We start from the raw sequence: 25766 nt of genomic DNA on the forward strand, positions 1-25766 counted from the left end.
CATTTCGCATATGCGAGATATCTTGTGCGCCGCACATAAGAAGTTGTTGTGTTCCCATAAAGCAGAGGAAACGGAAAAAATTATCCGCCTTGATTGCGTGCAGGACCCATTTTAGTTTTGCCTCCATGTTTCAAGATTTTGACGATCTCACCGATCCTTCCTGCGGGGCGCCGCATGCAGCGCTTCTCAGGGCCGAACTCAAGCGTCTCGAGCTGGATGGCTTTTTGGTTCCGCGTGCGGATGCCCACCAGGGCGAATATGTGCCCCCGCATGATTGCCGCCTTCAGTGGCTGACCGGGTTCACCGGCTCAGCCGGTGTGGCTGCGGTCCTCGGCGAGGAAGCTGCGATTTTTGTCGACGGCCGTTACACCATTCAGGTGGGGGAGCAGGTCGATATGGCGGTGTTTCCGGCACAGCATCTGATCACCGAACCGGTGACGGACTGGCTGGCCGCGCGCCTAAAGTCTGGTCAGAAACTCGGCATTGATGCGATGCTGCACACCGTGCGCGAGGTCCGGCGTCTCAGAGACATTTGCGAGGAGGCCGGTGCAGAACTGGTCACGCTCGACACGAACCCGGTCGATACCGTTTGGGAGGACCGCCCTGAACCACCTATCGGGCAAGTGTCCCTTTATCCGACTGAACTGGCCGGCCGGGTCGCGAGTGACAAAATCGCCGAAATTCAGACCGCCATTCGGGAAAAAAAGGCTGATGCCTGTGTGCTGACACAACCCGATTCCATTGCTTGGCTGTTCAATGTTCGTGGTTCCGATGTCACCCACACACCTTTGCCGCTGTCCTTTGCCACGGTTCCAGCCGAGGGCAAGCCGTCGCTTTATATCGATGGCCGCAAGCTCTCCAATTCGGTGCGCGATGAACTCTCGGAACTGACTGAAATCTCTGAGCCCGGTAGTTTTAAATCTGGCCTGGCAGCCTTGGGCGGAGCCGGCAAAACCGTATTGATCGATCCGGCGCTTGCCGGAATTGGCATCGCCGAGGCGATCACCGACGCGGGCGGTGACTTGATCGAAGCCTCTGATCCGGTGCTTTTGCCGAAAGCCACCAAAAATGACGTCGAGCTGAATGGCGTCCGGGCCGCTCATATCCGCGATGCCACCGCCTATATCGCATTCCTGGCTTGGTTCGACGAAGAAGTTGCCAAGGGCGACCTTGACGAGATTGGCGCGGCCGAGAAGCTGGAAGGGTTTCGACGGGCGACGGGCGAGCTCAAGGATATCTCCTTCGACACGATTTCCGGGGCGGGCCCGAATGGAGCGATTTGCCATTATCGGGTCAGCCGGACCAGCAACCTGAAAATTCCGAAAGACAAGCCGTTCCTGATTGATTCTGGCGCGCAATACATCGACGGCACTACCGACATCACTCGGACGCTTGCGGTAGGGAGCGTCAGCGAAGAGATGATGCGCCACTACACGCTGGTGCTCAAAGGCCATATTGCCATCTCGACGGCGAGATTTCCGGAAGGCACGACCGGCGCCCAGCTCGACACGCTGGCACGCATTGATCTTTGGAAGGCCGGGCTCGATTTTGACCATGGCACCGGTCATGGCGTCGGCAGTTATCTTGGCGTTCATGAAGGTCCGCAGCGGATCGCTAAAACCGGCCATGTCGCCCTAAAACCTGGCATGATCCTTTCCAATGAGCCCGGTTATTACCCGGCCGGTGAATACGGTATCCGTTTGGAAAACCTGGAGATTGTCACGGAGCCAAAGGATATTACCGGCGGCGAACGGCCGATGCTTGGTTTTGAGACCATCACGCTGGTGCCATTCGATCGGCGTCTGATCCTGAGCGCCATGCTGACGGCGGACGAACGCTCCTGGGTTAACCGCTATCACCTGAAAGTCCGTTCCGAAATTGGTCCGCTTCTGGGTGCCAAGGACCGCATCTGGCTGGAACAGGCCACGGAAGAAATCTAATTTTCTGTCATTTGTGGTGGCTGCCCCGGACTTGATCCGGGGCCCCTATTAAGCTTGCCTCGCCGGTCCTGTTTTCCACCTTACTGCGCTTTCGTCTAAACGTGGGTGAATGTATCGTCTCTAGTAACTATGAATCTTGTCTGTGGAGGGGCAGTTCAAATGAGTGTGGTTACGAACCTGAATACAAATGCAGACCGGCAATCGGAGCAGACACTGCGCGAAGACTTGGCGGCTGCCTTCCGGTTGGCGGTCGAGTTCGGCTGGCATGAAGGCGTTGGCAATCATTTCAGCGCGGCTGTCTCTGAAGATGGCACAAAGTTCCTGATGAACCCGAAGTGGCGGCATTTTTCAGAGGTGACTGCCTCCAATCTTCTTTTGCTGGACGCCAATGACGCCGGTGTCATGGACGGTCCAGAAGCGCCGGACCCGAGCGCCTGGTGCATTCATGCGACTGTGCACCGGGTCAATCCGGCGGCAAAGGTTCTCTTTCACGTGCATCCGCCCAATGCGACGGCGCTGGCGACCCTAAAAGACCCGTCGATGAAGCCGATTGATCTGAACACCGCGCGCTATTTTGGCAAGATTGCGATTGACGTCGGCTTTGGCGGCATGGCGGACGAAGCCGAAGAAGGCCGGCGTATTGCCGAGACGCTCGGCACCAAACCGGTGCTGATCATGGGCAATCATGGGGTGTCGGTTGCCGCTGAAACCGTCGCCGATGCCTTCGATTATCTCTATTATTTTGAACGCGCAGCGGGCACCCTTCTGACAGCCTATGCAACCGGCCAGCCTCTGGCCGTCATGTCGGATAATTTGGCCGCTAAAACGGCTGCCGAGTGGGAACCCTATAAGGGCATGGCGGAAGCCCATTTTGACTTTCTAAAGCGTCAGCTCGATAAAAAACAGCCGGATTATCGGAAATAAAAACAGGAGTTTGGCAGGCCGGATAGCATGAAATTCGGCCTGTATTACTCCTCTATTACCCATTCAGTTCTATTGCTTGTTAGCTTTTGTTCATCCGCAATTCTTCAACGGGAGGACGAAGCATGAGCGCGCAGAAGATCTTGATGATCACGGGCGATTTCACCGAAGATTATGAAACCATGGTGCCGTTTCAGGCCCTGCTGGCCATGGGCTATGAGGTGGATGCCGTCTGCCCTGGCAAGAAGGCAGGTGAGACTGTGGCGACCTGCATCCACGATTTTGAAGGGGACCAGACCTACACCGAAAAACGCGGTCACAATTTCACATTGAACGCGACTTTCGCCGATGTGGACCCTGCGAATTATGATGCGTTGGTGATCCCGGGCGGTCGGGCACCGGAGTTTTTGCGTCTAGATGACACTGTGATTGCTGCTGTCGCGCATTTTATGAACGAGAACAAACCGGTGGCTGCCATCTGCCACGGTGCTCAAATTCTGACTGCAGCGAAGGTCATTGAGGGCCGGACCGTCTCTGCCTATCCCGCTTGCCGCCCGGAAGTTGAACTTGCCGGCGCCAGCTATGCCGATATTGCTGTCGATGCCGCCGTCACCGATGGCAATCTGGTCACTGCTCCGGCCTGGCCGGCGCATCCCGCCTGGCTGGCTCAGTTCCATGCCGTCCTGAGTGGTGCCGCCGCGAACACGCTTGCTGCATAAACTAGAGCACCTGAACCAAACTATCCGCAGGTCAGCCTGGATCCCATGACACGCTGGGCAACGGATGGTTTCCTGCCTCGGTGCGGCGCTGCCCCGGGGCGGGACTTTTCCTTGAATGCGAGCGGCGGTATTCTCTCTGTGAACGCCAGATCTGGAGGCAACAATGTGCAAACTCTTTATCGAAGCCGATGTGACCCTCTGGCAAAGCACGACCAAATCGCTCCGGATCGACGGCATGGTGACCTCTGTCCGCCTGGAGACCTTCTTTTGGAAGGTGCTGGATGAAATCGCCGCCCGTGATGGCATGAACGTGGTCCAGCTGATCACCAAACTGCATCATGAGAGCATCGACGCTGGCCACGACCTGGGCAATTTTACCTCATTCCTGCGGGTGTGCTGTGGCCGGTATCTTGCCTTGCAGCTTGCTGGTGACGTTCCCTTGGATAAACGCGTTCCAATTGCCGGGCTTGATGCCGATGGCATCTTGGAAGCCGAAGACCGCCGGGTTCACTGATTAGGTTGTGCCCTTAGGGCAGGTTGCGGGTGTGCAATCCGCAGTCGGTTAACAAATTCCCATTGCGGCAATTGATCTTATTGCCATTTTGACCAAACTATGCAACGGCCACTTTTGCGAGCAAACGAGTTGTGGCTGTAGTACTCCGTTACTACCCGTCGCTTGTGTCTGCCTGCTACGACAATGTATTCGTTGTTTTTGGCGAGTGTCTCTCGCCGAAGGCCAACTAGCTGTGGCTTCGGCCACATACATAAGGTTACTTGCCGATCCTGCCATTCGATCTCTACCCACCAATTTGAGATTATGGCGGGTTTCCGGTTCCCCGCCCGGGACAGCTTTTAAACCCGGGCGGGGTTTTCTTTTTCGCGGATGGTCTGGGGGGACACATGTGCAAATTGTTTGTTGAGGCCGATTCAGAGCTCTGGCAAAGCCGGGCCCGGTCACTGCGGATTGATGGCATGGTGACGTCCGTAAGGCTGGAAAATTTTTTCTGGAATGTATTGGAAGAGCTTGCCGAACGGGACGGCATGAATGTTGTTCAACTGATTACCAAACTTCACAATGAAAGCATTGAAGCAGGCCACGACCTCGGCAATTTCACGTCCTTTTTAAGGGTATGCTGCGGACGGTTTTTGGCGCTACAGCTTTCCGGTGATGTGCCGACTGACAAGACCCAGCCTATTGCCGGCCTGAACGCGGACAAGATCCTGGAAGCTGAAGCAAGCCGGGTTCACTGAACCTTCTGGTCGAATTATTCCGTAGTTAGCCGCTGTGTAACGTAATCGCCGATTGCGAGCGAAGACGTAAGGCCGGGCGACTCAATGCCGTATAGGGCCACCAATCCGTTCAATCCATGTTCCTTAGGCCCGTCGATGCGGAAATCCGGAGCTGGATCACTGGGCGCATGGATTTTGGGCCGGAGACCACAATAATCGGGCTCCAGAGCCCCGTCGGTGAGAGCAGGCCAATACTGACGGATGGCCTCGTAGAAATTATCAGCACGGTTTGGGTCGACGTCATAGTCGAAGTTTTCGACCCATTGCATATCCGGCCCGAATTTCACCCGGCCCATCAGGTCGAGTGTGACATGAACGCCAAGGAGGCCTGAGTTTGTCGTTGGGACGGGATAGATCAGGGTGGAAAATGGGGATTTGCCGTTGATCCGGAAATAGGTACCCTTGGCTAGGTAAGCGCGTGGAGGGCTGGTATGCGGCAACTGCGCTGCGAGCCCTGGCGCACCATGTCCGGCAGAAAGGATCAGTTCGCGGGACGTCATCGCGTAACTGTCATCCCCATCAGCCACGCTAATCTTGTAGCCTCCGCTCGGAAGGGCTTCCAGCTTAGTGACTTTGGTGTTCAAAACCACCTGGCCGCCATTGGTTTCAAGTTCTCCTTGAAGAGCGAGCATCAGGCCATGACTGTCGACAATTCCCGTCGATGGTGAGGAGAGGGCACCGTGGCAGGCCAATTCCGGTTCCAGGCCGGAGGCTTCTTCTGCGCTCAGCCGGACCAGGTCCGTCACACCGTTTTCAGCGGCCTTGAGACGAATGGCGTCCAGCTGCTCTGCCTGATCCGCCGTGCAGGCGACAATCAGCTTGCCTGTCTGCTTGTGGCCAACACCGTTTTCCTTGCAGAAGGCATAGAGCTTTTTCTTACCCTCAACGCAGAGCTGCGCCTTCAGGCTGCCGGTTGGGTAATAGATGCCTGCATGAATGACCTCGGAATTGCGGGCACTGGTTTCTGATCCAATTAGATCATGCTGCTCAAGCACCATCACCTCGCGGCCAGCCAGCGCCAAAGAGCGGGCACAAGCCAAACCGACAACTCCGGCACCAATCACGAGGGTTTCGATATCATGCATGGTTTAGCTCAATCCTGCAGTTGTTTTGCTCGATTAGCAGCTGGTGCAAGTTTCTCAGAGTGAGGCTTTCTAAAACCTCTCAATTGTCGTCCCAGCGTAGGCTGGGACCCAGTATTCTCTGTGGAGGCGATTAGAAAACACGTCTTTCCGGTGGTTACTAGGCCCCAGCCTTCGCTGGGGCGGCAAGTTCCTGGAAAGGTGCAAATTCCAAGACTGAGCAGAACTTTTGCCGTCCCGGGCTCGACCCGGGACCAAACGTGCTGTGAATAGGCCCCGGATCAGGTCCGGGGCGTCCTTTTCAGGCGGCGGATGTTAGCCCCACCAAGCCTCTGGCTCGAAGGACCCTGCAGCGTCTTCGATGACCTGACCGACCTGGAACAGTGTGCTCTCGTCGAACGGTTTGCCGATCAGCTGCAGGCCGAGCGGAAGGCCATCGCCTGAAAGGCCGGCAGGCACAGAAATGCCCGGCAGGCCGGCCATGTTCACGGTCACAGTGAAGATGTCGTTCAGGTACATTTTCACAGGATCGGAATGCAGATCCTGATCGGCAACGCCAAAAGCTGCTGATGGTGTGGCCGGGGTTAGGATGGCGTCGACACCGTTCTGCCAGGCCAGGTCAAAGTCGCGCTTGATCAGCGTGCGGACCTTTTGGGCTTTCAGGTAATAAGCGTCGTAGTAACCGGCAGACAGCACATAGGTGCCGATCAGGATCCGGCGCTTGACCTCGTCACCAAAGCCTTCAGCGCGGGTGTTTTCATACATCTCCACGATGTCTTTGCCCGGAACGCGCAGGCCATAACGCACGCCGTCATAACGGGCCAAGTTGGACGAGGCTTCGGCTGGCGCCACAATGTAATAGGCCGGAAGGGCGTATTTGGTGTGCGGCATGGCAATGTCGACGATTTCCGCGCCCGCGTCCTTCAGCCATTGAATGCCCTTTTGCCACAACTCGCCGATCTCGCCCGGCATGCCGTCAAGACGGTATTCGGCCGGAATGCCGATTTTCAGGCCTTTTACGGACTTGCCGATGGCTGCTTCATAATCCGGAACCTCGATGTCGACCGACGTGGTGTCTTTCGGATCAACCGAAGCCATGGATTTCAAAAGAATCGCGCTGTCGCGCACCGTGTGGGCGATCGGGCCGGCCTGATCGAGCGAGGAAGCAAAGGCAACAACGCCCCAGCGCGAACAACGGCCATAAGTCGGCTTGATACCGACCGTGCCTGTAAAGGCGGCAGGTTGGCGGATGGAACCGCCCGTGTCGGTGGCTGTTGCGCCCATGCACATGCGGGCCGCCACAGCTGCCGCAGAACCGCCAGACGAGCCGCCCGGAACGAGATCCTGGTTGGACCCCTTCTTGCGCCACGGGTTGATGACATCGCCGTAGTAGGAGGTCTCGTTGGACGAGCCCATAGCGAACTCATCCATGTTGAGCTTACCGAGCATCACTGCGCCGTCGGCCCACAGGTTGGATGTTACCGTGGATTCGTAAGCCGGTTTGAAACCATCCAGAATGTGCGAGCAGGCCTGGGTGTGAATGCCTTCGGTGCCAAATAGATCCTTGATCCCAAGCGGGATGCCTTCCAGCGCACCGCCTTCACCTTTGGCGAGCTTGTCGTCGGAGGCCTTGGCCATCTCGCGGGCCTTGTCGGCGGTGACAGCCACATAGGCGTTCAGCGCTCCGTTGGCTTTCTCGATGTTGCCGATAAAGGCTTCGGTGAGTTCTGTGGACGTGTAGTCCTTGTTCTTCAGTCCCTCGCGGGCCTCGGCAATGGTCAGTTTTGTAAGGTCTGTCATGTTGGGTCTCTTATGCCGCAACGCGGAGCGGTTTGCGGAAGAAAATAGAATATTCGCTGTCAGGATAGTCGAGCACCGGACCGCACTGTTCAAAGCCGGCGCCAACATAAAGGCGCTTGGCGGCTTCGTAGTTGTGTCCGGTTTCCAGAACCAGTTCGCGGAAGCCTTCGCCTTCTGCCAGCTCGACAACCCGGTCAAGGATCAGGCGCGCCAGTCCCTGGCTCTGAAAGGCCGGGCGGGAGTAGAAGCGCTTCAATTCGGCAATGCCGCCCTCGTGGCGGTAAAGCGCACCGCAGGCTGCTGCCGCCCCATCGATACGGGCAACGAACAAGGTTGTTTCCGGGCCAGTCATTTCCTCAACACTCATGCTGAAGTTGGCTTCTTCCGGAGTCAGCGAGCGCAGGACAGCGTTCAATTCGCTGACCATCTGGCGCATGTCATCGCTGAGCGGCGTCTCTACGGCGATTGAAAGTGAAGGGGCGGAGGACATTCCGGGGCTTCCCAGTTATTCGACGACTTTCGGTACCATGAAGAAGTTGTCTTCAGAGGCCGGGGCGTTCTTGGTGATGTCGGCAGCTTTGTTGCCGTCCGTTACACCGTCAACGCGCTTCTTCATGGTCGTTTCGACGACTGAGGTCATCGGCTCAACACCATCGATGTTCACTTCATCGAGCTGCTCGACAAAACCGAGAATGGCATTGAGTTCGCCGGTCATGCGGGTGGCTTCGTCTTCGTTCACTTTGATGCGGGCAAGACGGGCAACGCGCTTTACCGTGTCAGTATCTACGGACATTTTTGTTCCTTTGGCCGATTAATGTTTGGCTTGGATCCGTGCATACGCTTTACGGCACTGAATTTCCAATGAATGTGCTTGCTGTTGGGACCAAGAAATGAAATACGGTCCTGGTGAGGACCGGAATATGACGATGAGATCGCCCCGCCTTGGCCGGAAAGATGACCTAGGCCTGACACTCCGGCTACAGGCCGCCATGATCCAGGCCTTGGCACGGGAGGGTTTTGAGGCGGTCCGGCTGGAGGAGATCGCCAGGGCGGCACGCACCAGCAAACAAGCAATCTACCGCCGATGGCCAGGCAAGGACGCCTTTGCCGTGGCTGCGCTTGAGCGTGGTCTCAGCAAAGTGCTGCCACCTGTACCCGAGCGCGCCAATGCAGCACGCGATCTGCACCGGCTTGTGGGCGCTTACCTCAACGGATTGGCAGGTGACACCGGCAAAGCCGTTATTAAGATCAGGGCATGTCCGGGATTTGAGTCGTTGGTGCATCAGTTGGAAGAAGAAATCCGCTTCCATGTCCGCCAATGCCTGATCGCAACACCTTTTGAACAGGATCTCTCCGCCCGCGCGGGTCTTATTCTCGGACTTATCTGGCAAGTTCTTTATGACCGGCACCTAGGTCCCGGTGGTCTGGAACAAGCTCATTTGGAAAGTGCGATCTATTTGGTTCTCGGGCTGGTGGTGCCAAAGGCGCCTGCCGGAATATAGGACGCCCAAGAACATAGCCATCACGGTTTCCTCGCCGGCTGTTGGCATCTCTGTGATTAAGGGTGATTGGCATTTGGGCTGGGGTGCCGCCATTCTCCGGGCATGTCCTGTGCTGCCGCGCTGGATGGCTCATAGTCCCACCCCTCCAACGGAGACCTCGATGCCGCTTTATACGTCCAAATCAGTGCTGCTCGGTTTGACAGCTCTATTTTCCGTCACAGGCTTTGCCGTTTCGGCTGATGAAATCACCACCTTCACCAAGGGTGGTGCGGCAATCGGCGGAACGGACCCGGTTGCTTATTTCACCGAAGGCAAACCGGTTGCCGGGTCTGACGCCTATACTTTCCAGCATGATGACGTCACCTGGAAATTCTCGTCGGCCGAAAACCGCGATAAGTTCGCGGCCGATCCAGCCAAATATGCGCCGCAATATGGTGGCTTCTGCGCCTTTGGGCTTAGCAAAGGCTTTAAAGTGCCGGTCGTCCCGGAAGCCTGGAAGATCGTCGATGGCAAGCTCTACCTCAACAACAGTCTCGCGGTTCAAAAACGTTTTGAAGGCAATACGGCTGAACTGATCAATCACGCTGATCTCAATTGGGATATCGTCAAGGACACCAAGCCAGAAGACTTGAAAGAACCGATCATCCGGTAATTCCCGGCTATTGAGGACAACGATTGAGCCCGCCGTTTCGGCGGGCTTTTTTGCGCTAAAACGCGCCGTTTCGAATTGTTGAACAATGGTACCTTTAAAACTCAGGACAGTGATGCTAAATGCTGAGTAGTGAAGTCAACATTTAGAAAAGTGCTCAAAGCCGTCATGCCAAAACGCAAGCCCCGGATTTTGACCGTCAAGTCGGCCATTTATTTGAGTCCAAACATGATCAGGGTGACCTTCGCCGGTCCGGAGCTGGAAGGGTTTCCGCTCAATCAGGAAGGGGCCAATTGCAAATTGGTGCTGCCGCGCGAAGGGGAAAGCCGCTCGGATTTTGACGCCTACTTTGCACCGGATGGACCGGATGAGAAGATTCATCCAGTTAGAACCTACACCGTTCGCGCCTACCGTGCGGATACACTTGAACTGGACATAGACTTCGTCGCTCATGGCGACAGTGGCCCTGCCACCCGCTGGGCACAGCAGGCAAAACCGGGGGCTTTCCTGGGCTTCTTTGGTCCGAGCCAAAAGAAAATCAAAGAATTTTACGCTGATTGGTATCTGGTGGCCGCGGACCTTTCCGCGATGCCTGTTGCCGAGGCAGTTTTGGAACAAATGCCCGTGAATGCCAAAGGCTTTGCGATTTTTGAGGTCCCGTCTGAAGAAGATATTCGCGAAATCCAGGTTCCTGAGAAGTTTTCGGTCCACTGGCTTATCCATGAAGATCCGCATGTCGCATCCAGCGCTCAACTCGACTTCATCGCGTCGATGGAGTGGCCCGCCGGTGTTGTTCAGACTTGCATTGCCGGGGAAAGTTCGGTGATCCGCGGGCTGCGGGGATATCTCAACAACACGCGCCAAGTCCCCCGCAAAGACACCTACATTTCCGGATATTGGAAGATCGGCCTTGTCGAGGACGAGCACCAGAAAATGAAACGCGCGGAAGAAGCTGCTTGAGGAAAGACTTTTTAGGTACGGAAAAACGGTGCCAGATCGGATCTGCATCGCGATGTTTCGATTGCTCAGCGCAACTAGAGAATCAATTTTTGCGCGAAATTTCCGGATTTGTGCGCCATTGGGTTATTTTAATGGAAATATACATTTTGAAATAGTAAATATTTCAGAGGGTTGCACGTATTTTCCGAAATATTGCAGCAACCCTTGTCAAAGCAACGAGAGTTGGTAGAGCAAGATATGGCTTCTTCCAACGCACTTCTCCTGTTTGCGCAGGCTATCGTCTATTTTGCTGTCATGATGAGCTTGCTCCGGGCAAGACGCGCAATTGGCATCGGCGTTTTCATGTGCGCGCTGGGAGTCATGCACTTTCTGGAGACCTATCTCGCCGCCGTTTTTTACATAGAACTGCCTTTCGGCATTGTGTCGCCGGGATCGACCGTTTTGTTTTCCGGCAAACTCTTGATGATCTTGCTGCTGTATATCCGGGAGGATGCACAGATCGTCCGGCAGCCGATTTACGGTCTTTTGATCGGCAATTTTTTGATTGTCGCTCTCGTCATGATTTTGCGAAACCACGAAACCATTCAGGTTGCTGTGGGGCGGTTGCCGGATATCGCTTTTGTCGACGAGATCGGCTGGCTCATGGTCTGGGGCACGATCCTGCTTTTCATTGATGCGATCGCGATCATTGTCTTATACGAGAAAATTGGAGACCTATTTGGCCGACACCTCGGACTGCGCTTTTTAATCTCCGGGGCGATCGTGCTGACGTTCGATCAGGCCGGTTTCTTTCTAGCACTGCATATTGTTACAGGCGCGCCGCTGCAGGTCTTTTTTGGCGGTTGGGCGGCCAAAATGGTTGCAGTCGTTGTCTACACCGCGTTGTTCGTTGCTTATCTGAAATACTTCAGCAGCAGAGAGCGCTGGCTGACCAACCGGCCGTTCCGCGATGTGTTCAACGAACTTACCTATCGCGAGCGATACTGGGATCTGGTTGAGGCAACCAGCCGGGATCACTTGACCGGTGCCTTGGACCGGCGGCTATATGACAAAGATGCGCCGAAGATCGTAGAGGTGAACCTCAAGGACGGCCGTCCGCTCACAATGCTGGTCATCGATATTGATCACTTTAAAAGGGTCAACGACCAGCACGGTCATGAAACAGGTGACAAAGTGCTGAAGTCCATCTCGGGCATGCTTTTGGACAATTTGCGCTCTGACGATCACCTCTACCGATTTGGAGGAGAGGAGTTTGTTCTCTTGTGCGAACGCCTGGCACCGGAAGGGGCGGTGTCGCTTGCAGAACGTTTGCGGCGGGCAATCGAACGCCAGAGCCAGTATCTGTTGCCGGAAAAAATCACTGTCAGCATTGGCGTGTCGAGTCTCACGGACGACGGAGAAACGCTTGAGCAACTCTTCCAAGCCGCTGACCAACGCCTTTACAAGGCCAAGAGCAGTGGCCGGAACAAAGTTTTGGGTCCAGACCTATCTTAAAACCACTGCCATGGGATTTCGGCTAGGATAAACAATGGCCTAGCCAGTTCTCAGCGGGTCAAACGAACTCGTTCTTTTGCCTACCTACTGGCGCTAGCCAAGGCTGCACCAAACCCGACAAATAGGCCGCCTGTGGTTCTGCGCACCCAGCGCATGCGCTTTTCTGACGTCAAGAACCGGCGCATGTGGCCGCCGGCAAAAGCAATCGCGGCATGGTTGGCAAAACACAGAACGGCATACGTGACCGATAGGATCGTCGTTTCCAGAAAATTGATGCCGCCTTTGGACATGAATTGCGGAAAGAGCGCAGTGATCACCAGAATGGCCTTGGGATTGGTCACGGAAACCAGGAAAGCCTCCAGGAAGAGTTTTGCCGGATGTTTGCGCGCAGTCAGCGCACCATTTTGAACCTGAAAACTGGATTTGTCCCGCCAGATCTTGATGCCCAGAAAGATCAGATAGGCCGCGCCAATGAATTTCATCACCGTGAAGGCAAGAGCAGATGTTGCCATCAGCGCGCCGAACCCAAAGGCAACCGCATACCCGATCACGATCAACCCCATCATGTTGCCGCTGGCAGACGCAAGGGTCGCGTTGCGGCCGAAGCGCAATGTGTTGGAGATCGCCAGCATGACAGCTGGGCCAGGGCTTATGGCCGGCAGGAGTGAGACGGCAATAAACAGAAGCCAGAGATCAAAGGGCATGAAAAAGGTCTTTCAGTTGAATGCTTAGGCAGGGATAGGGCGTGTTTTAAGGAAGCAGATGGCCGGATTGAACAGCGCGATCCAGCAAAGATTGGGCATAAGCCCAGAGGCCGGGGAAGGGGGCCAACTTGTCTTCCTTTTTCTTGCGAATGTCACCAACGGCCATTGGTTCATGAACCGGGTTGTCCTGCTGGGAGGCAAAGACCAGCAGCATGGGATGCAAAACATCCATGGCGTTGGCGAACCGGGCCTCTTTGGTCTCATTGTGCTCAAACTCGTGCCACAGGGCCCGAAATTCTGCTGACTGCTGATCTGGTAGAAGTGCGAAGATCTTTTGGGCAGCGGCCTGTTCTTTCACAGCGACATCTGCATGGTTGTCGTCCGTCACCCAATGATCGCCTGCGTCTATTTCAACGAGGTCATGAACGGCGAGCAGCTTGATGACATGATTGATGTCGGTGCCGTCTTCGGCGTGCTCCGCCAGGGTCAAAGTCTGCAGAATGACGTGCCAGCAATGTTCAGCTGTTGTTTCCCGCCGGTTCCCATCAGACAGTTGATTGAGCCGAACCACATCCTTGAGCTTGTCGGTTTCGAGTAAGAAACTGACCTGCTTTTCCAGATCCAACACCATCTAGAGTTCACCCATCGCCTGACGGAACCGCCGGACACTTTCGCCAAATCCATTAATGAGCGCATCGGCAGTAAAGCCGTGGCCGATAGACATTTCCCGGATGAAGGGCGCTTTGGCGAGAAGTGCCGGGATGTTTTCGACGGTCAGGTCATGACCGGCATTGACGCCAAGACCCGATGCCTTTGCCGCGTTCGCAGTGGCTGCCACCTTGTCCAGTTCTTTGGCCGCTTGGTCCGCATCGTCAAAACAAGCGCCATAAGGGCCGGTATAGATCTCGATGCGTTCAGCACCGAGGCGTGCTGCATGTTCCGGGTCAGAAGGATCCGGATTACAGAACAGCGACACAGTGATTGCCCATTCCTTGGACGCAGCGATTGCTGTTTCCAAAAGGCCGGTGTCCTTGGAAAAATCCCAGCCGTGATCGGAGGTTGTCTGATCCGGGTCATCGGGCACAAACAGGACCTGCTCCGGACGGGCCTCTTCGACCAGTTTTAGAAAGTCCGGCGAAGGATAGCCTTCCAGACACAGTTCCTTGTTCGGAAACCGCTCTTCGATCAGCTCAGCAAGGTCAAAGACATCGCTCTTGCGTATGTGGCGCTCATCGGGGCGCGGGTGCACTGTTATGCCCTTTGCGCCGGCTTCCATTGCTATGCTGGCAAGGCCTGTGACGCTCGGCCAGGGTAGATCGCGGCGATTGCGGAGCATGGCGATGGCATTGACATTGACGGACAGGCGCGAGACGGCAGTCATGTTCACAATCCGGTTAAGAAGGTTGGCAGTTTGATTCAAGATGATCGGACTTCAGCGCAAGATTGTGCCAAAGGTCATTGAAGTCAAACAAGAAATTGTCCCTAGTGACAATGTAAATTCTGGAGTTTATGTCGCAGGGCGGTGCTCTTTCGATTGTGGCGCTGAGCGGGGAAAACCGTTACCACAGGCGCCGTTATCCGGAAAATTTACAATAGAGATTCAAAGGTAGAGGTTTTGACAGCAAACGGCATTCAATCGGCGAACACGGAGAATATTCGCGGCAGCCTTGCGATGATTTCTGCAATGGCGCTCTTTGCAGTTGAGGACATGTTTCTGAAAGCTGCTTCTGTGTCTTTGCCGGTGGGTCAGATCTTGATGTTGTTCGGTCTGGGGGGCGCGCTCGTCTTCGGTTGTGTTGCTAAGGTACAGGGCGATGCGCTGGTGCAACGCCAGGCCTTTGGCAAAGTGATGGGTATCCGGTTCGTCTTTGAACTCACCGGCCGGCTGTTTTATGTACTCGCGCTGGCCTTGACGCCGCTGTCCTCAACCACTGTCATCCTTCAGGCTACACCCATTTTTGTCGTGCTTGGTGCCATGGTGTTCTTTGGCGAACAGGTGGGCTGGCGCCGCTGGGCCGCTATTGTCATCGGCTTGATTGGCGTAGTGATTGTGCTGCGCCCGGGGGCAGACAGTTTCACCATGCTCTCGATGCTGGCCTTCATCGGAATGCTTGGCTTCGCCGGCCGGGATCTAACCAGTCGTGCTGCACCAAAAATTCTCAGTACATCGCTTTTGGGCTTCTATGGCTTTGTGACATTGATCATAGCGGGACTTGCTTACGCGCTTTGGTCGGGTGAGCGGCTTGTAATGCCGGATAGTTTAAGCGGGTTTTATGTGGGGCTTGCTGTCTTGGCAGGCGTTTTTGCCTATGGCAGCTTGATGCTTGCGATGCGCACTGGCGATGTGTCTCTGGTCACACCGTTCCGTTACTCCCGGCTGCTGTTTGGGGTTGGGCTTGGAGTTCTTTTTTTCGACGAACAATTGGACCTGCAAACCCTGATCGGCTGTGCCGTGATTGTCTTGTCCGGCCTGTTTATCCTGGCGCGGAGCAACCGGACACAGGCGGCGGCCACACGACCTAGGACCTGATTTGATCCGAGTTGGCTGTCGCTCAACCTCAGTTTCCGCGGAATTCAGCCGGAATTTTGCACTCTAGTGGGTGATTGCCACTCAGTAATCACCGGATGTGTTGTGGTTGTTTTTCTGAAGATTGCACTTAAAGATAGAAAAATTTCTCAAAGTTTACTATACGTAAGTATTCTGCCGAACCTAAGGAGGAGGCGACAGATGATTACGCGAAGAAAATTGATGACGACCGCCGCGCTTTCGGGTGCTGCCCTTACTTTTTCCGGTGTTGTTCCAGGCGTTCGAGCCGTTGCTTATACGGGGCTTCCAGTCCGCCGCAGCCTTGGTGGCATGCCGCTTGACGACAAGGATCTGAGCCTCTGGCGTGATTTTGTCGGTCATATGAAAGGGATTTCAGAAAACGAACCGGTCAGTTGGATCGGGTTTGCCGATATTCATGGAACGTCTACCGGCGGCTTTAACAAGTGCCCACATGGCGACTGGTATTTTCTGCCTTGGCATCGCGGCTATGTGTCGATGTATGAACAGGCAGTGAGGGATTGGTCCGGGGAAGCGTCCTTCGCCATGCCCTATTGGGATTGGACCACCGACCGGCAGATCCCAAAAGCCTATTCAGATCAATCTTACAACGGCCAACCCAATCCGCTCTATGACGCTACGCGGACAATGTCTGCGACCGCTAGCCTGCCGGACAATATGGTAGGCCAGAACGTGATTACCGACATCTTGGCTGAAACCGAGTACCAGGTTTTCGGCACGTCCAAGAACCCATCTCAAAACAATCTTGATCAAAGCTGGATTCCAGCTGGCGGTGGTGTCTCTGGGCCATTGGAAGCCAATCCACACAACAGGGTGCATTGCGCTGTTGGCGGCCAGATGTGTACGGCTGTATCTGCGCGGGATCCCTTGTTCTTTATGCATCATGGCAACATCGACCGGCTTTGGGCACTTTGGAACAGTCAGGGCCGTCAGAACACAGAAGAGTCGCTTTGGACGGATATGCCGTTTGCGAACAACTTCCGCAAAATGGATGGTGCTGATTATACGGTAATCACCGGTGAAACCCAGGATTATGAGTCTCTTGGGTACACCTACAATCTGCCAGAAACCTCCGGCATTTTGGCGCTTGCAGCCCGGGTTCGGACCGGAGCGTCCTCAACAGGTCTCAATGATGTTTTGGCCGGCCGGCCTGCCCCGGAAGGGGTGATCACACAAACAAAAACAAACTCCCTTGCGGCCACGGCGCTTAACCCACTGGATATCGCAGTGCCGGTTTCCGCGTCCCAGGTTGCGGCCGCATTGGGTGAAAGCCCGCAATCTACCGAAACCTTAAGGCTCTCCAGCCAGATCGGTGGTGCTCCTAAACAAGTGATCGCTATCTTGCGAGATGTACCGGCCCCTGCGGCCGATACGGCCGAGTATAGGGTCTTTGTGAATTGTGATTACCTATCGCTCGAAGTTCCTGACACAGATCCGCACTATGTGACGACATTTGGCTTCTTTGGCTTGGCGGGCGACCATGCTGGTCACGGCCACGGCGGAACGGCCAAGGAACCTAGCTCCTATCTGGTCAACCTCACCGGCGCTCTGCAGCGTTTGGCCCGCCGGGGACAGGTGACAGGCGATGATATTGTGGTGCAGGTCCTGGCCTATCCGCGTCAAGGGGTCAGCCCCCAAGACGCTGCGCCGATCGTTCCTGGTTCTGTTGAGGTTGCGATTGTGTGAGTGCACCTTAGATTCATGATGGCTGACAAGGGAAAGTAATGAACCTGGAAGGCGATCAAAACGAATGACAAAGGTCATGGAAGTCCCAAAGGGATTGAACTCTGTTGGCAGGATCAGCTTGCGGTCTCTCATCGTAAGTCTGGTCCTGTTGTCCGGGTCCAATGTGGTGTCGGCGGGACAATCCGGAGAGGCGGCAATACCAGTGCCCAGGCCAGTGCAAGCCGAAGCGACAGACCAATCCGACCGAGAGCGCTCCGGGTCTGACGCCGAAAAGGCAGACACCGGGATGGGGCCAGATGGCTCTACGAAATTGACAGATGGCCAGATCCAGACCGTTTGCCTGCCGCAGACGGCGGGGCTGAAGCAGCAATTGGCAGACCCGAAAAACAAGCTCGCGCTGGTTATCAGCTCCTATCATCCTGGAAATGGTGGTGGCGGAATTTTAGTTCATGAGACCGGATCTGCCATTGGAGCGGTTGACCCGGTCGCCTCAATCGGATTTTTCCCCAATATCGGCTTTGGGCTCGAAGATACGCCCAAGAAATACTTTCTTCCCAAGTACCTGTTGAGGAAGTCGGGAATGGGAGCTGACTACTGTTTTGATCTCACGTTTGATACGGTCACCGACGGCTCGCCAAAGAGTGAAGCCGATGTCTCCCTTGAGGTGATCACCCCGGACTAATGCTTGGTTCCTAAGCAGAATGTTCTGCTGTTTGAGCGCAATGACCACCGGGTCTTCATGGGAAGTGCTCGAAAACTGCCCGCCGTTTCCCTGATCAGCTCAACTTAGCCGGAACTTTTCTGTGAGAAATCCATTCCTGCCGCCGTTGGCACGGCAAGCCGTCGCGGACGGTCGGTATCACGCTGAACTCTAAGAAATTCAAAAACATAGCGCAGTCACGATCGCTGATACTGCCAATTGCGCAGTCTTTTGCGTGCACTGGTTTCGTGGAGCAGTGGCGCAAAAGGCTTGCCAGCTCCAGCGGGTGCACGATATGAGACTTGTAATGTAATAACATTACAACATTCAAAGTAGCGAGATCCTCTATGGCCGATACCCGATTGCCCGTCACCGTCCTGTCCGGCTTTTTAGGCGCTGGAAAAACCACCTTGCTCAACCGGATCCTGAACAACCGGGAGGGTTTGAAGGTGGCGGTCATCGTCAATGACATGTCGGAGGTCAACATCGATGCCGACCTGATACGATCTGGCGGTGCCGAATTGAACCAGACCGAGGAAACTCTGGTTGAGATGTCCAATGGCTGCATCTGCTGCACCTTGCGCGATGACCTTCTTCAGGAAGTCCGCCGTCTGGCTGATGAAAAGAAGTTCGATTACCTCTTGATCGAGTCGACCGGTATTTCCGAACCGCTGCCGGTTGCCGCGACTTTCGAGTTCCGTGATGAATACGGGGAAAGTCTGTCTGATGTGGCTCGGCTCGACACGATGGTGACCGTGGTCGATGCGGTAAACCTGCTGCAGGACTTCTCCAGTCATGACTTCCTGAGTGACCGGGGCGAGACACTTGGCGAAGAGGACGAGCGCACGCTGGTACATCTTTTGACCGACCAGATCGAGTTCTCCGATATCGTTGTCTTGAACAAGGTCAGTGCCGCCGATGCATCCCGTGTGGATGCTGCCCGCAAGATCATCCGCAGCCTCAATGCCGACGCCAAAATCATCGAAACGGATTTCTCGCAAGTTCCCCCTGCTGAAATTCTGAACACGGGCCTGTTTGACTTTGAAAAGGCACATGAACATCCGATGTGGGCCAAGGAACTTTATGGTTTTGCCGACCATGTGCCGGAAACGGAAGAATATGGTGTTGCGTCCTATGTCTACCGCGCGCGCCGGCCGTTTGATCCGGTAAAAATCCATGCGCTTTTAAATGGTCCCATGCCGGGCGTGATCCGCGCCAAGGGGCATTTCTGGATCGGGACCCGTCCGGAGTGGGTTCTGGAATTTTCGCTGGCTGGAGCCCTCTCTAGCATCAGTCCGCTCGGAACCTGGTGGGCGTCGGTGCCGATGAACCGTTGGCCGGATGATGAGCGGGCCCATGCCTATGCCAAGGCAAATTGGGCCGAACCCTTTGGTGACCGGCGCCAGGAAATCGTGGTGATCGGCGCTGGAATTGATTGGCCGGCGCTGAAGGATCGGATGGATGCCTGTCTTATCCCGCTGGACGCAGGCGATGATCTTGCCGCGTTCAAATCGCTTGCCGATCCATTTCCTGCGTTCCATCGGCAGGAGACTGCGGCATGAGCCTAGCCCTCGATCACTCTAACCGTTCGGTCGCTGCCGATGTTTTCATGGCACAGGACGCAGATATCTTGTGCGAGATCGGTTCGCCCGGTGTTGCGGCAGCGATCTGGCAACGCACGCCGGAACCGGCGTTCAACTCCTGGATTGACCAGCTTGGAATGGATGACTTGCCGGATCTGCGCACCGTGGTTCCGGTCCATCTGGCGGAGGCTGCGGTCATAACGGCCTGTGAAACCGCCGGTCTTGAGGCGTGTCCTGAACGGGACACGTTGGCGAGCGATGTTGGCGCACTTGCTGTCATGATGGCCAGAATACTGGACGTTCAAACCGTCCGGGTCAGGCTGGATGTGGCCGACGACGTGATGTGTCCGAAATTCCACATTGATCTCGTTCCAGCGCGTCTTTTGTGCACCTATCGCGGGGCGGGAACCGAATATGTGCCGGCCAGCTCAGAACATGATCCTAAACGGATCCGGCAACTGAAGCGCGGAGCGGTCGGGCTGTTCCGTGGCGCCTTGTGGCAAGGCGACGACGTCACCGGCATTTTGCACCGCTCGCCGGAAATTACCCCGGAAGACGGCCCCCGCCTGCTCTTGGTGATTGATCCGGTCGAATAAACAAAAAAGGCCCTGCAAACCGCAGGGTCTTTTCTTTGTTCTTAGCAGTTTTTGTCTTCAAACCCGGTTAAGCAGCCGGGCTCTTATGGTGTTCGGCAGAGCCCGGATTTCCTCCAGGATTTTCACAGGGTCCTGAACCGGGCTGTCGACATCCAAAACCACATAACCAATGTCCTGATGCGACTGCATGAACTGGGCGTGGATGTTGAGATTGTGGCGGGTGAAGAGGTCGTTCAAGGTTCGCATTGCGCCGGGAGCATTGTGGTGCACCTGAATGAAGCGGGTGGCGTCCGTCCCTTTCGGCAGCTGAACCTGTGGGAAGGAGACCGCCCCAATGGTTGAGCCGACATCGGAGTACTCCACCAGCCGTTTGGAGACTTCTTCGCCGATCCGCGCTTGAGCTTCTTCGGTGGAACCGCCGACATGGGGTGTCAGGATGACATTGTCGAGGCCGCGCAGCGGCGAGATGAACTCATCCTTATTGGACTTCGGTTCCACCGGGAACACATCCACAGCTGCCCCGGCCAGATGACCAGATTTCAGTGCTGCAGCCAGAGCGTCGATGTCGACTACCTTGCCGCGCGCGTTGTTGATCAGGAATGCGCCCTTCTTCATCTTGGCAATCTGATCAGCGCCGAACATGTCACGTGTGTCCGGTGTGTCAGGCACATGAAGGGAGACGACATCGGACTCGGCGAGCAAAGCATCCAGGCTGTCGGCCGGCATGACGTTGCCGTGCTGCAGCTTGTCGATCGTATCGTAGTAGATGACCCTGAGGCCCATGGCTTCTGCGAGATTTGACAGCTGCGTGCCGATGTTGCCGTACCCAATGATGCCGAGGGTTTTGCCGCGCACTTCATGAGAACCTGTGGCGGTCTTCATCCAGCGGCCGTCATGGGCCCCGCTTGATTTAGAAAAAACGCCGCGCATCAGCATGACGATTTCGGCAATCGTCAGTTCGGCAACAGAGCGGGTGTTGGAAAACGGAGCATTGAAGACCGGTATGCCGCGCATCAAGGATGCGTTCAGATCAACCTGGTTGGTGCCGACGGAAAAACAGCCGACGGCGACCAGGGACTTTGCCGCTTCGAGGACTTCTTCGGTCACCTGTGTGCGCGACCGGATGCCCAGGATTTGGACATCCTGCAGTTTTTCGATCAGCGCGTCTTTTTCCAGTGCGCCAGGCAGCACTTCGACATTCGAGTAACCGTTTTTCTCCAGTACCGCTTGGGCAGTCGGCGAAATGCCTTCCAGCAGCAGCCAGCGGATCTGGTTTTTGGGGCGGGAGAGGCCGGTCATCATGGGTCTGACGTCTTTTCTGAAGATTTGGGTGAGTCATGCACCGGTCACGGTGCGGAACGCCGGTGTCGTATACGCGCAGATCCATGTCGCGTCTAGGGTTCTAAAGGCAAATGTGCGGGTTTGTTTTTTAGCCCCGGTTCCGCCTTAACAACCAAATGAAAAAACAGCCGCCAATGAGACCGGTGACGATGCCAATGGGCATGTCCTCCGGGGCCATGAGGGTGCGGGCGGCGATGTCGGCCCAGAGGAGAAAGATCGCACCGAGAAGCGTACTCACTGGAAGCACCCTTCGATAGTCGCCGCCAACAATCATGCGTACGATATGCGGGATCATCAGGCCGACAAACCCGATCATCCCGGAAAAGGCGACCATGACACCTGTAATCAGGGCGCCAACAACAAAGATTTCCAGGCGGAAGCGATCAACGGCAATGCCGAGGGTCGACGCTGTTTCGTCGCCGACGGTCATGGCATTGAGTTGCGGTGCACGGATCCAGAGCCACAATCCGCAGGTGGTTAGGATCGCGAGCGGATAGAGGAGCTGAGACCACTGGGCAAGACCGAGACCACCAAGCATCCAGAACACCACCGTATGTGTAGCCCGTGGGTCGCCTAGAAAGATCAAGGTATTGGCAAGTGCCATGACGATGAAGGAGACTGCGACGCCGGCGAGAACAAGCCGGTCCGCAGTAGAGGCATCTGCAACCCGTGCCACGCCGAGAACGATTGCGGTTGCCATCAAAGCACCACCGAAGGCAAACAGCGGCACAGTCAGGGTTCCTAGAAACAATCCAGTATGGAGCAGGGCGAGAATAGCGCCGAAGGCTCCGCCGGACGAAATCCCAAGCAGATGCGGATCGGCCAGCGGGTTCCGGGTAACGGACTGCAGGCTGGCACCAACCAGCGCCAGACCTGCACCAACCATCACTGCCAGAAGTGCCCGTGGAAACCGGATATCCCAGACAATTGCCTCACGCCCGGCTGACCAGGTCTGTTCGACAAGTCCGGGGACTAGCTTGTTCGCTATGACACCCCAAACGGTGGCGGCCGGGATCGAGACAGCCCCGACACCGATGGCCAGAGTGAGCGAGGCCATCAAGACGCCAAATCCAATCAGGGCGACCATTGGCAACCGGGCTGGAGGAGCCCAACTCCGCTGATTGTGCCCTTTGATGGCTTCAAGCATGGTTCACTCTCCCCAAAAGGCGTTTGCCAGTTTCTTGATCGCCTTGATGTTGCGCGGTCCAGGCGTTGCTTCCACGTATTCCAGGACAACAAATCGGTCGTTTTTGACAGCATCGAGGTTTGCAAAGGCCGGGTTTTCCATCATGAAGGCCCGCTTTTGTGCAGCGGTCACGTCGCCGTAGTTGACGATCACGATCACTTCCGGATTGCGTTCAACAACGGTTTCCCAGCCGACGGTGGCCCAGCTCTTTTCTAGATCGTCGACAATGTTTTTGCCGCCAGCTGCTTCAATCATCGCGGTTGGCATGGCGTAGCGGCCAGCTGTGAATGGGGTGTCCTCGCCGCTGTCGTAAACGAAAACCCGCAGTGGTGCGTTGCCGGTGGTCAGAACCTTTTTGAAGTCCGCAAGCTCGGCTTTGTAGCCTGCGACCAGATCTTCAGCGCGCTCCTCCACCTCAAAGATTTTTCCAAGGTTCAGGAGGTCGTTGTACATGTCCTTCATCGAGACTTTCGGCTTTTCGCCGATGTGGATGCAGCTTTCGGTGAGTTCGTAGACATCAATCCCGAAGGGAGCGAGTGTATCGGGCGTGACTTCACCTCCGACTTTCATGCCGTAGTTCCAGCCGGCAAAAAAGAAATCCGCATCAGCGCCGATGAGAACTTCCTTGGTCGGGTATTTGGCAGAGAGTTCCGGCAGTTCGGCGACACCCTCGCGCATTTCCTCATCTAGTGTTTTCCAGCCCGAAATGCCGGTGTATCCAACCATGCGATCGCGCAGGCCAAGCACCAGCATCATCTCGGTCAGATTGACGTCGTTGGAGATGGCGCGCTTGGGCGGTTCTGAGAACGTGACTGTGCGATCGCAGCTTTGCACGGTCGTGTCTGCAAATGCTCCTGTTGTCATGAGAGTGAGTGCGCCAAGGGCGTGAAAGATTGGTTTCATGTCAGTTCCTTATCGGAAAGCGTGTAGGTGAAGTGGGATGTATTTGACGGTGTCAGCTTTTGGCGTTGTGCCTGGACGCGGAAGGCGGCTGATACGGTCCTATCGCTCAAGACCGTGTCCGGTGGACCAAAGGCTTTGGCCACACCCTGATCCAGCAGAAGAATATCGTCGCAAACCGCGCTGGCCATGTTGAGATCATGCAGGCTGGTGACGATGGTCATGTCGAGGTGGCGGATCAGCTTCAGAACTTCCAGCTGATGGCGGATGTCGAGGTGGTTGGTTGGTTCATCGAGAATGAGCAGGCCAGGCTGCTGCGCCAGAGCGCGGGCGACCATAACCCGCTGACGTTCACCGCCCGACAAGGTGCCAAACCTCCGGTTTTGCAGACCGGATAAGTCGAGCCGGTCCAAAGCCTCTTGAATGATCGCACGGTCGTCGGCACTGCGCCCGGCAAGAGGTGCGTGGAAGGGGGTGCGGCCGAGTTCCACTATTTCCAAGACGGTGAGGGCAAAGTCCGTCGGCTGTTCCTGCAGCACCGCCGCCACGCGCTGGGCAGCCGTCCTTGCGGACAGGGACCAAATGTCCTGACCATCGATCTCGATCCGCCCCGTGTCTGGCCGGTGAAAGCGGTACAGCAGCCTGAGGAAGGTGGACTTTCCAGCGCCATTGGGGCCGAGCACGCCCAGAACACGCCCTGCCTCAAGGTGCAGGGAGACCGGTTTTAGGATCGGAGCTGTGCCGCGCGGGGCCCAGCTGGCCTCCGTGACGGTCAGCGATGCGGCCGACGTCATTGAACGGCCATCTCTGTTTCTTCTGAGACAATGATCGCAGCCGGTACGCGCGCGAGCGCCGTTCGGCGCAGTTTTCCGGGTCGCTCACCGGAGGAGCACCAGCCATCGGGCAGCTCCGCATACTGCCGGGCAAACGTGATCAGATCCGTAACGTCTTCCTCCGGATCGATGTCACCAAACAGATAGGTCGCCTTTTGCGTGCCGTGATAGGCGACCGTGCACGGACGGCTGCAGCCAGCCATGCAGGCAACGCCGGATATCTCGAAGTCTTCGGAGACGAATTTGCCAGCTGTTTGCATGGCCTGGCGCAGCTTTTCGATCAGCTCATAGCCAGGCTTGCAGTCGGTTCCCTTATGTCTGCAAGACAGGCAAACCGTAATGCGATGTGAGGTGTTTTTGGTTGTTTCCATCGTGCCCTCCGCACAGGAGCGGGGCATAAGAAACAAGGACTATTTGAAAACCATACGGTTGGACGAACACGATCCTGCTCCCTTCCGAGGCACCCCGCCCGGGTTGAGTTGAAGATACGCGGCAGGTCTCCTGACTTGCGGGTCACAGCATTCCTTGAACCTTCCCAGAGCCAAAGGCTCCAGTGGTAAACTCAAGGTCGCTCGCCGCTCACAGTTGCGGGGGCAGTTACGGATTTGGCGCCTGTTGGCTACACCGCATCGTATTCCCTTTTAATCCGCCTTTCATTGCTGTCCGGCGGAACCACAGGGGGAAATAATCACGTCCGCAGCTCGAAAGGCAAGATGGTCCTTCCAATATCGTAGATTTTGCACAGGGGAAGCGACGGTCAGGTGGTTCTAGATAGGCTTCTCAGTTTGAGCGAGCGGCCATATCCTTCTCCATCTTTTCAAAAAGTTTTTTGAAAATGCGTCGGCCCAGCTTGCTGACTTTTGTGTATTCGATTGAGTTGATGTTGGGTTCTGGCGAACCAACGACGACCAGTGCATACATGCCGTGCCGACCGTGAACCTTGCAGCGGAAGCCATATAGACCGGGTTTTTCAAACACCACGTCCGCTTTTGCTTTGTGCTCAATGTTCACATGCTCAGCACCCTCAGGCCAGATGCCCTCAATCGATGTGACAGTATGGTTCCCAGTGGAATTCAGGAAGCGGATACTGTCACCTGGTTCAATCCAGAGATAGTCAGGATCAAACCGGTAGACGTCTTCCGGTGTCATGGCGGAAAGATCGATGACCTGATCAACTTCGAAAGATTCGGCGTAAGGGGAACTGTCGGCAGCCAACAATACTGAAAAACTTAGCGCCAGTCCGGCGACTGTTTTCATAAATGACATTCTCAACTCCGAATAAGGGCCGGTTGTTTGATGAGGTGGCGTGCAAGT

At 55.7% G+C, this 25766-nt stretch carries 27 protein-coding genes and 1 riboswitch; of the genes, 14 read left to right on the forward strand and 13 right to left on the reverse strand.

Annotated elements, in window-relative coordinates; genetic code table 11:
* The first annotated feature begins 125 nt into the window (after positions 1-125).
* The 5 genes from ACOOFE_RS07315 to ACOOFE_RS07335 all read left to right on the forward strand — a co-directional run bounded on the left by ACOOFE_RS07315 (position 126) and on the right by ACOOFE_RS07335 (position 4831).
* Entirely contained in the window at positions 126-1940 is a 1815-nt protein-coding gene (locus tag ACOOFE_RS07315) for an aminopeptidase P family protein (protein WP_420414349.1), read from the forward strand.
* Positions 1941-2099: 159 nt separating this feature from the next.
* Positions 2100-2864, forward strand: coding sequence for a class II aldolase/adducin family protein (locus ACOOFE_RS07320; protein WP_420414350.1), 765 nt, complete (start codon positions 2100-2102; stop codon positions 2862-2864).
* A gap of 122 nt (positions 2865-2986) precedes the next feature.
* Positions 2987-3580: a DJ-1/PfpI family protein gene (locus tag ACOOFE_RS07325; protein WP_420414351.1), complete on the forward strand. Its 594-nt coding sequence runs from the start codon at positions 2987-2989 to the stop codon at positions 3578-3580.
* 163 nt (positions 3581-3743) lie between these two features.
* Positions 3744-4094: a ribbon-helix-helix domain-containing protein gene (locus ACOOFE_RS07330; protein WP_141185806.1), complete on the forward strand. Its 351-nt coding sequence runs from the start codon at positions 3744-3746 to the stop codon at positions 4092-4094.
* A gap of 386 nt (positions 4095-4480) precedes the next feature.
* Positions 4481-4831 carry a ribbon-helix-helix domain-containing protein gene (locus ACOOFE_RS07335; protein WP_420414352.1) on the forward strand — a complete coding sequence of 117 codons (351 nt, stop codon included), beginning with the start codon at positions 4481-4483 and terminating at the stop codon, positions 4829-4831.
* Positions 4832-4845: 14 nt separating this feature from the next.
* Here ACOOFE_RS07335 and ACOOFE_RS07340 read toward each other — a convergent pair whose 3' ends face one another.
* The 4 genes from ACOOFE_RS07340 to gatC form a co-directional block, all read right to left on the reverse strand.
* Positions 4846-5955 (reverse strand): NAD(P)/FAD-dependent oxidoreductase, encoded by a 1110-nt coding sequence (locus tag ACOOFE_RS07340; protein WP_420414353.1) that lies wholly within the window; start codon positions 5953-5955, stop codon positions 4846-4848.
* A gap of 312 nt (positions 5956-6267) precedes the next feature.
* Positions 6268-7752 (reverse strand): Asp-tRNA(Asn)/Glu-tRNA(Gln) amidotransferase subunit GatA, encoded by a 1485-nt coding sequence (gene gatA, locus ACOOFE_RS07345; RefSeq protein WP_420414354.1) that lies wholly within the window; start codon positions 7750-7752, stop codon positions 6268-6270.
* 10 nt (positions 7753-7762) lie between these two features.
* Positions 7763-8242, reverse strand: a complete 480-nt coding sequence (locus ACOOFE_RS07350) for a GNAT family N-acetyltransferase (RefSeq protein WP_420414355.1) — start codon at positions 8240-8242, stop codon at positions 7763-7765.
* 15 nt (positions 8243-8257) lie between these two features.
* Positions 8258-8545, reverse strand: a complete 288-nt coding sequence (gene gatC, locus ACOOFE_RS07355) for an Asp-tRNA(Asn)/Glu-tRNA(Gln) amidotransferase subunit GatC (RefSeq protein ID WP_141185811.1) — start codon at positions 8543-8545, stop codon at positions 8258-8260.
* Between the two features lie 97 nt (positions 8546-8642).
* Here gatC and ACOOFE_RS07360 point away from each other — a divergent pair, with 97 nt between their 5' ends.
* The 4 genes from ACOOFE_RS07360 (at position 8643) to ACOOFE_RS07375 (ending at position 12357) form a co-directional block, all read left to right on the forward strand.
* Positions 8643-9254: a TetR/AcrR family transcriptional regulator gene (locus ACOOFE_RS07360; protein ID WP_420414356.1), complete on the forward strand. Its 612-nt coding sequence runs from the start codon at positions 8643-8645 to the stop codon at positions 9252-9254.
* A gap of 160 nt (positions 9255-9414) precedes the next feature.
* Positions 9415-9906 carry a YHS domain-containing (seleno)protein gene (locus ACOOFE_RS07365; RefSeq protein ID WP_420414357.1) on the forward strand — a complete coding sequence of 164 codons (492 nt, stop codon included), beginning with the start codon at positions 9415-9417 and terminating at the stop codon, positions 9904-9906.
* A gap of 225 nt (positions 9907-10131) precedes the next feature.
* Positions 10132-10863, forward strand: coding sequence for a siderophore-interacting protein (locus tag ACOOFE_RS07370; RefSeq protein ID WP_420414358.1), 732 nt, complete (start codon positions 10132-10134; stop codon positions 10861-10863).
* A gap of 237 nt (positions 10864-11100) precedes the next feature.
* Positions 11101-12357, forward strand: a complete 1257-nt coding sequence (locus tag ACOOFE_RS07375) for a diguanylate cyclase (protein ID WP_420414359.1) — start codon at positions 11101-11103, stop codon at positions 12355-12357.
* A gap of 80 nt (positions 12358-12437) precedes the next feature.
* Here ACOOFE_RS07375 and ACOOFE_RS07380 read toward each other — a convergent pair whose 3' ends face one another.
* The 3 genes from ACOOFE_RS07380 to ACOOFE_RS07390 are packed head-to-tail and all read right to left on the reverse strand — an operon-like array spanning position 12438 to position 14442.
* Positions 12438-13061 carry a LysE family translocator gene (locus tag ACOOFE_RS07380; RefSeq protein WP_420414360.1) on the reverse strand — a complete coding sequence of 208 codons (624 nt, stop codon included), beginning with the start codon at positions 13059-13061 and terminating at the stop codon, positions 12438-12440.
* Positions 13062-13107: 46 nt separating this feature from the next.
* Positions 13108-13692 carry an HD domain-containing protein gene (locus tag ACOOFE_RS07385; protein ID WP_141185817.1) on the reverse strand — a complete coding sequence of 195 codons (585 nt, stop codon included), beginning with the start codon at positions 13690-13692 and terminating at the stop codon, positions 13108-13110.
* Positions 13693-14442, reverse strand: a complete 750-nt coding sequence (locus ACOOFE_RS07390; RefSeq protein ID WP_420414361.1) for a pyridoxine 5'-phosphate synthase — start codon at positions 14440-14442, stop codon at positions 13693-13695.
* Between the two features lie 234 nt (positions 14443-14676).
* Here ACOOFE_RS07390 and ACOOFE_RS07395 point away from each other — a divergent pair, with 234 nt between their 5' ends.
* The 5 genes from ACOOFE_RS07395 (at position 14677) to ACOOFE_RS07415 (ending at position 20192) form a co-directional block, all read left to right on the forward strand.
* Positions 14677-15591 carry a DMT family transporter gene (locus ACOOFE_RS07395; protein ID WP_420414362.1) on the forward strand — a complete coding sequence of 305 codons (915 nt, stop codon included), beginning with the start codon at positions 14677-14679 and terminating at the stop codon, positions 15589-15591.
* Between the two features lie 198 nt (positions 15592-15789).
* On the forward strand, positions 15790-17313 hold the full coding sequence (locus ACOOFE_RS07400; protein ID WP_420414363.1) for a tyrosinase family protein: 1524 nt from the start codon (positions 15790-15792) through the stop codon (positions 17311-17313).
* 64 nt (positions 17314-17377) lie between these two features.
* Complete coding sequence (locus tag ACOOFE_RS07405) at positions 17378-17995, forward strand: hypothetical protein (RefSeq protein WP_420414364.1); 618 nt, start codon at positions 17378-17380, stop codon at positions 17993-17995.
* A 365-nt stretch (positions 17996-18360) separates the two neighbouring features.
* The gene (locus tag ACOOFE_RS07410; protein ID WP_420414365.1) at positions 18361-19575 is read left to right on the forward strand and encodes a GTP-binding protein; all 1215 of its coding nucleotides are present in this window, start codon (positions 18361-18363) and stop codon (positions 19573-19575) included.
* Entirely contained in the window at positions 19572-20192 is a 621-nt protein-coding gene (locus ACOOFE_RS07415) for a DUF1826 domain-containing protein (protein ID WP_420414366.1), read from the forward strand. Before ACOOFE_RS07410 ends, ACOOFE_RS07415 begins: the two co-directional genes overlap by 4 nt.
* 57 nt (positions 20193-20249) lie before the next feature.
* On the opposite strand, the gene serA is transcribed toward ACOOFE_RS07415, so the two are convergent.
* The 6 genes from serA to ACOOFE_RS07445 all read right to left on the reverse strand — a co-directional run bounded on the left by serA (position 20250) and on the right by ACOOFE_RS07445 (position 25718).
* Positions 20250-21494: a phosphoglycerate dehydrogenase gene (gene serA / locus ACOOFE_RS07420; protein ID WP_420414367.1), complete on the reverse strand. Its 1245-nt coding sequence runs from the start codon at positions 21492-21494 to the stop codon at positions 20250-20252.
* A gap of 127 nt (positions 21495-21621) precedes the next feature.
* Positions 21622-22620, reverse strand: a complete 999-nt coding sequence (locus ACOOFE_RS07425; RefSeq protein WP_420415552.1) for a FecCD family ABC transporter permease — start codon at positions 22618-22620, stop codon at positions 21622-21624.
* A 63-nt stretch (positions 22621-22683) separates the two neighbouring features.
* Positions 22684-23622 (reverse strand): ABC transporter substrate-binding protein, encoded by a 939-nt coding sequence (locus tag ACOOFE_RS07430; RefSeq protein ID WP_420414368.1) that lies wholly within the window; start codon positions 23620-23622, stop codon positions 22684-22686.
* Complete coding sequence (locus tag ACOOFE_RS07435; RefSeq protein ID WP_420414369.1) at positions 23619-24413, reverse strand: ABC transporter ATP-binding protein; 795 nt, start codon at positions 24411-24413, stop codon at positions 23619-23621. Before ACOOFE_RS07435 ends, ACOOFE_RS07430 begins: the two co-directional genes overlap by 4 nt.
* Positions 24410-24823 (reverse strand): DUF1636 family protein, encoded by a 414-nt coding sequence (locus ACOOFE_RS07440; protein ID WP_420414370.1) that lies wholly within the window; start codon positions 24821-24823, stop codon positions 24410-24412. The genes ACOOFE_RS07435 and ACOOFE_RS07440 overlap by 4 nt, the downstream gene beginning before the upstream one ends.
* A gap of 102 nt (positions 24824-24925) precedes the next feature.
* Positions 24926-25144, reverse strand: a riboswitch (cobalamin riboswitch).
* An 88-nt stretch (positions 25145-25232) separates the two neighbouring features.
* Positions 25233-25718 carry a plastocyanin/azurin family copper-binding protein gene (locus ACOOFE_RS07445; RefSeq protein ID WP_420414371.1) on the reverse strand — a complete coding sequence of 162 codons (486 nt, stop codon included), beginning with the start codon at positions 25716-25718 and terminating at the stop codon, positions 25233-25235.
* Positions 25719-25766 lie beyond the last annotated feature (48 nt).

Source organism: Roseibium sp. (assembly GCF_965216085.1).
GTDB lineage: Bacteria > Pseudomonadota > Alphaproteobacteria > Rhizobiales > Stappiaceae > Roseibium.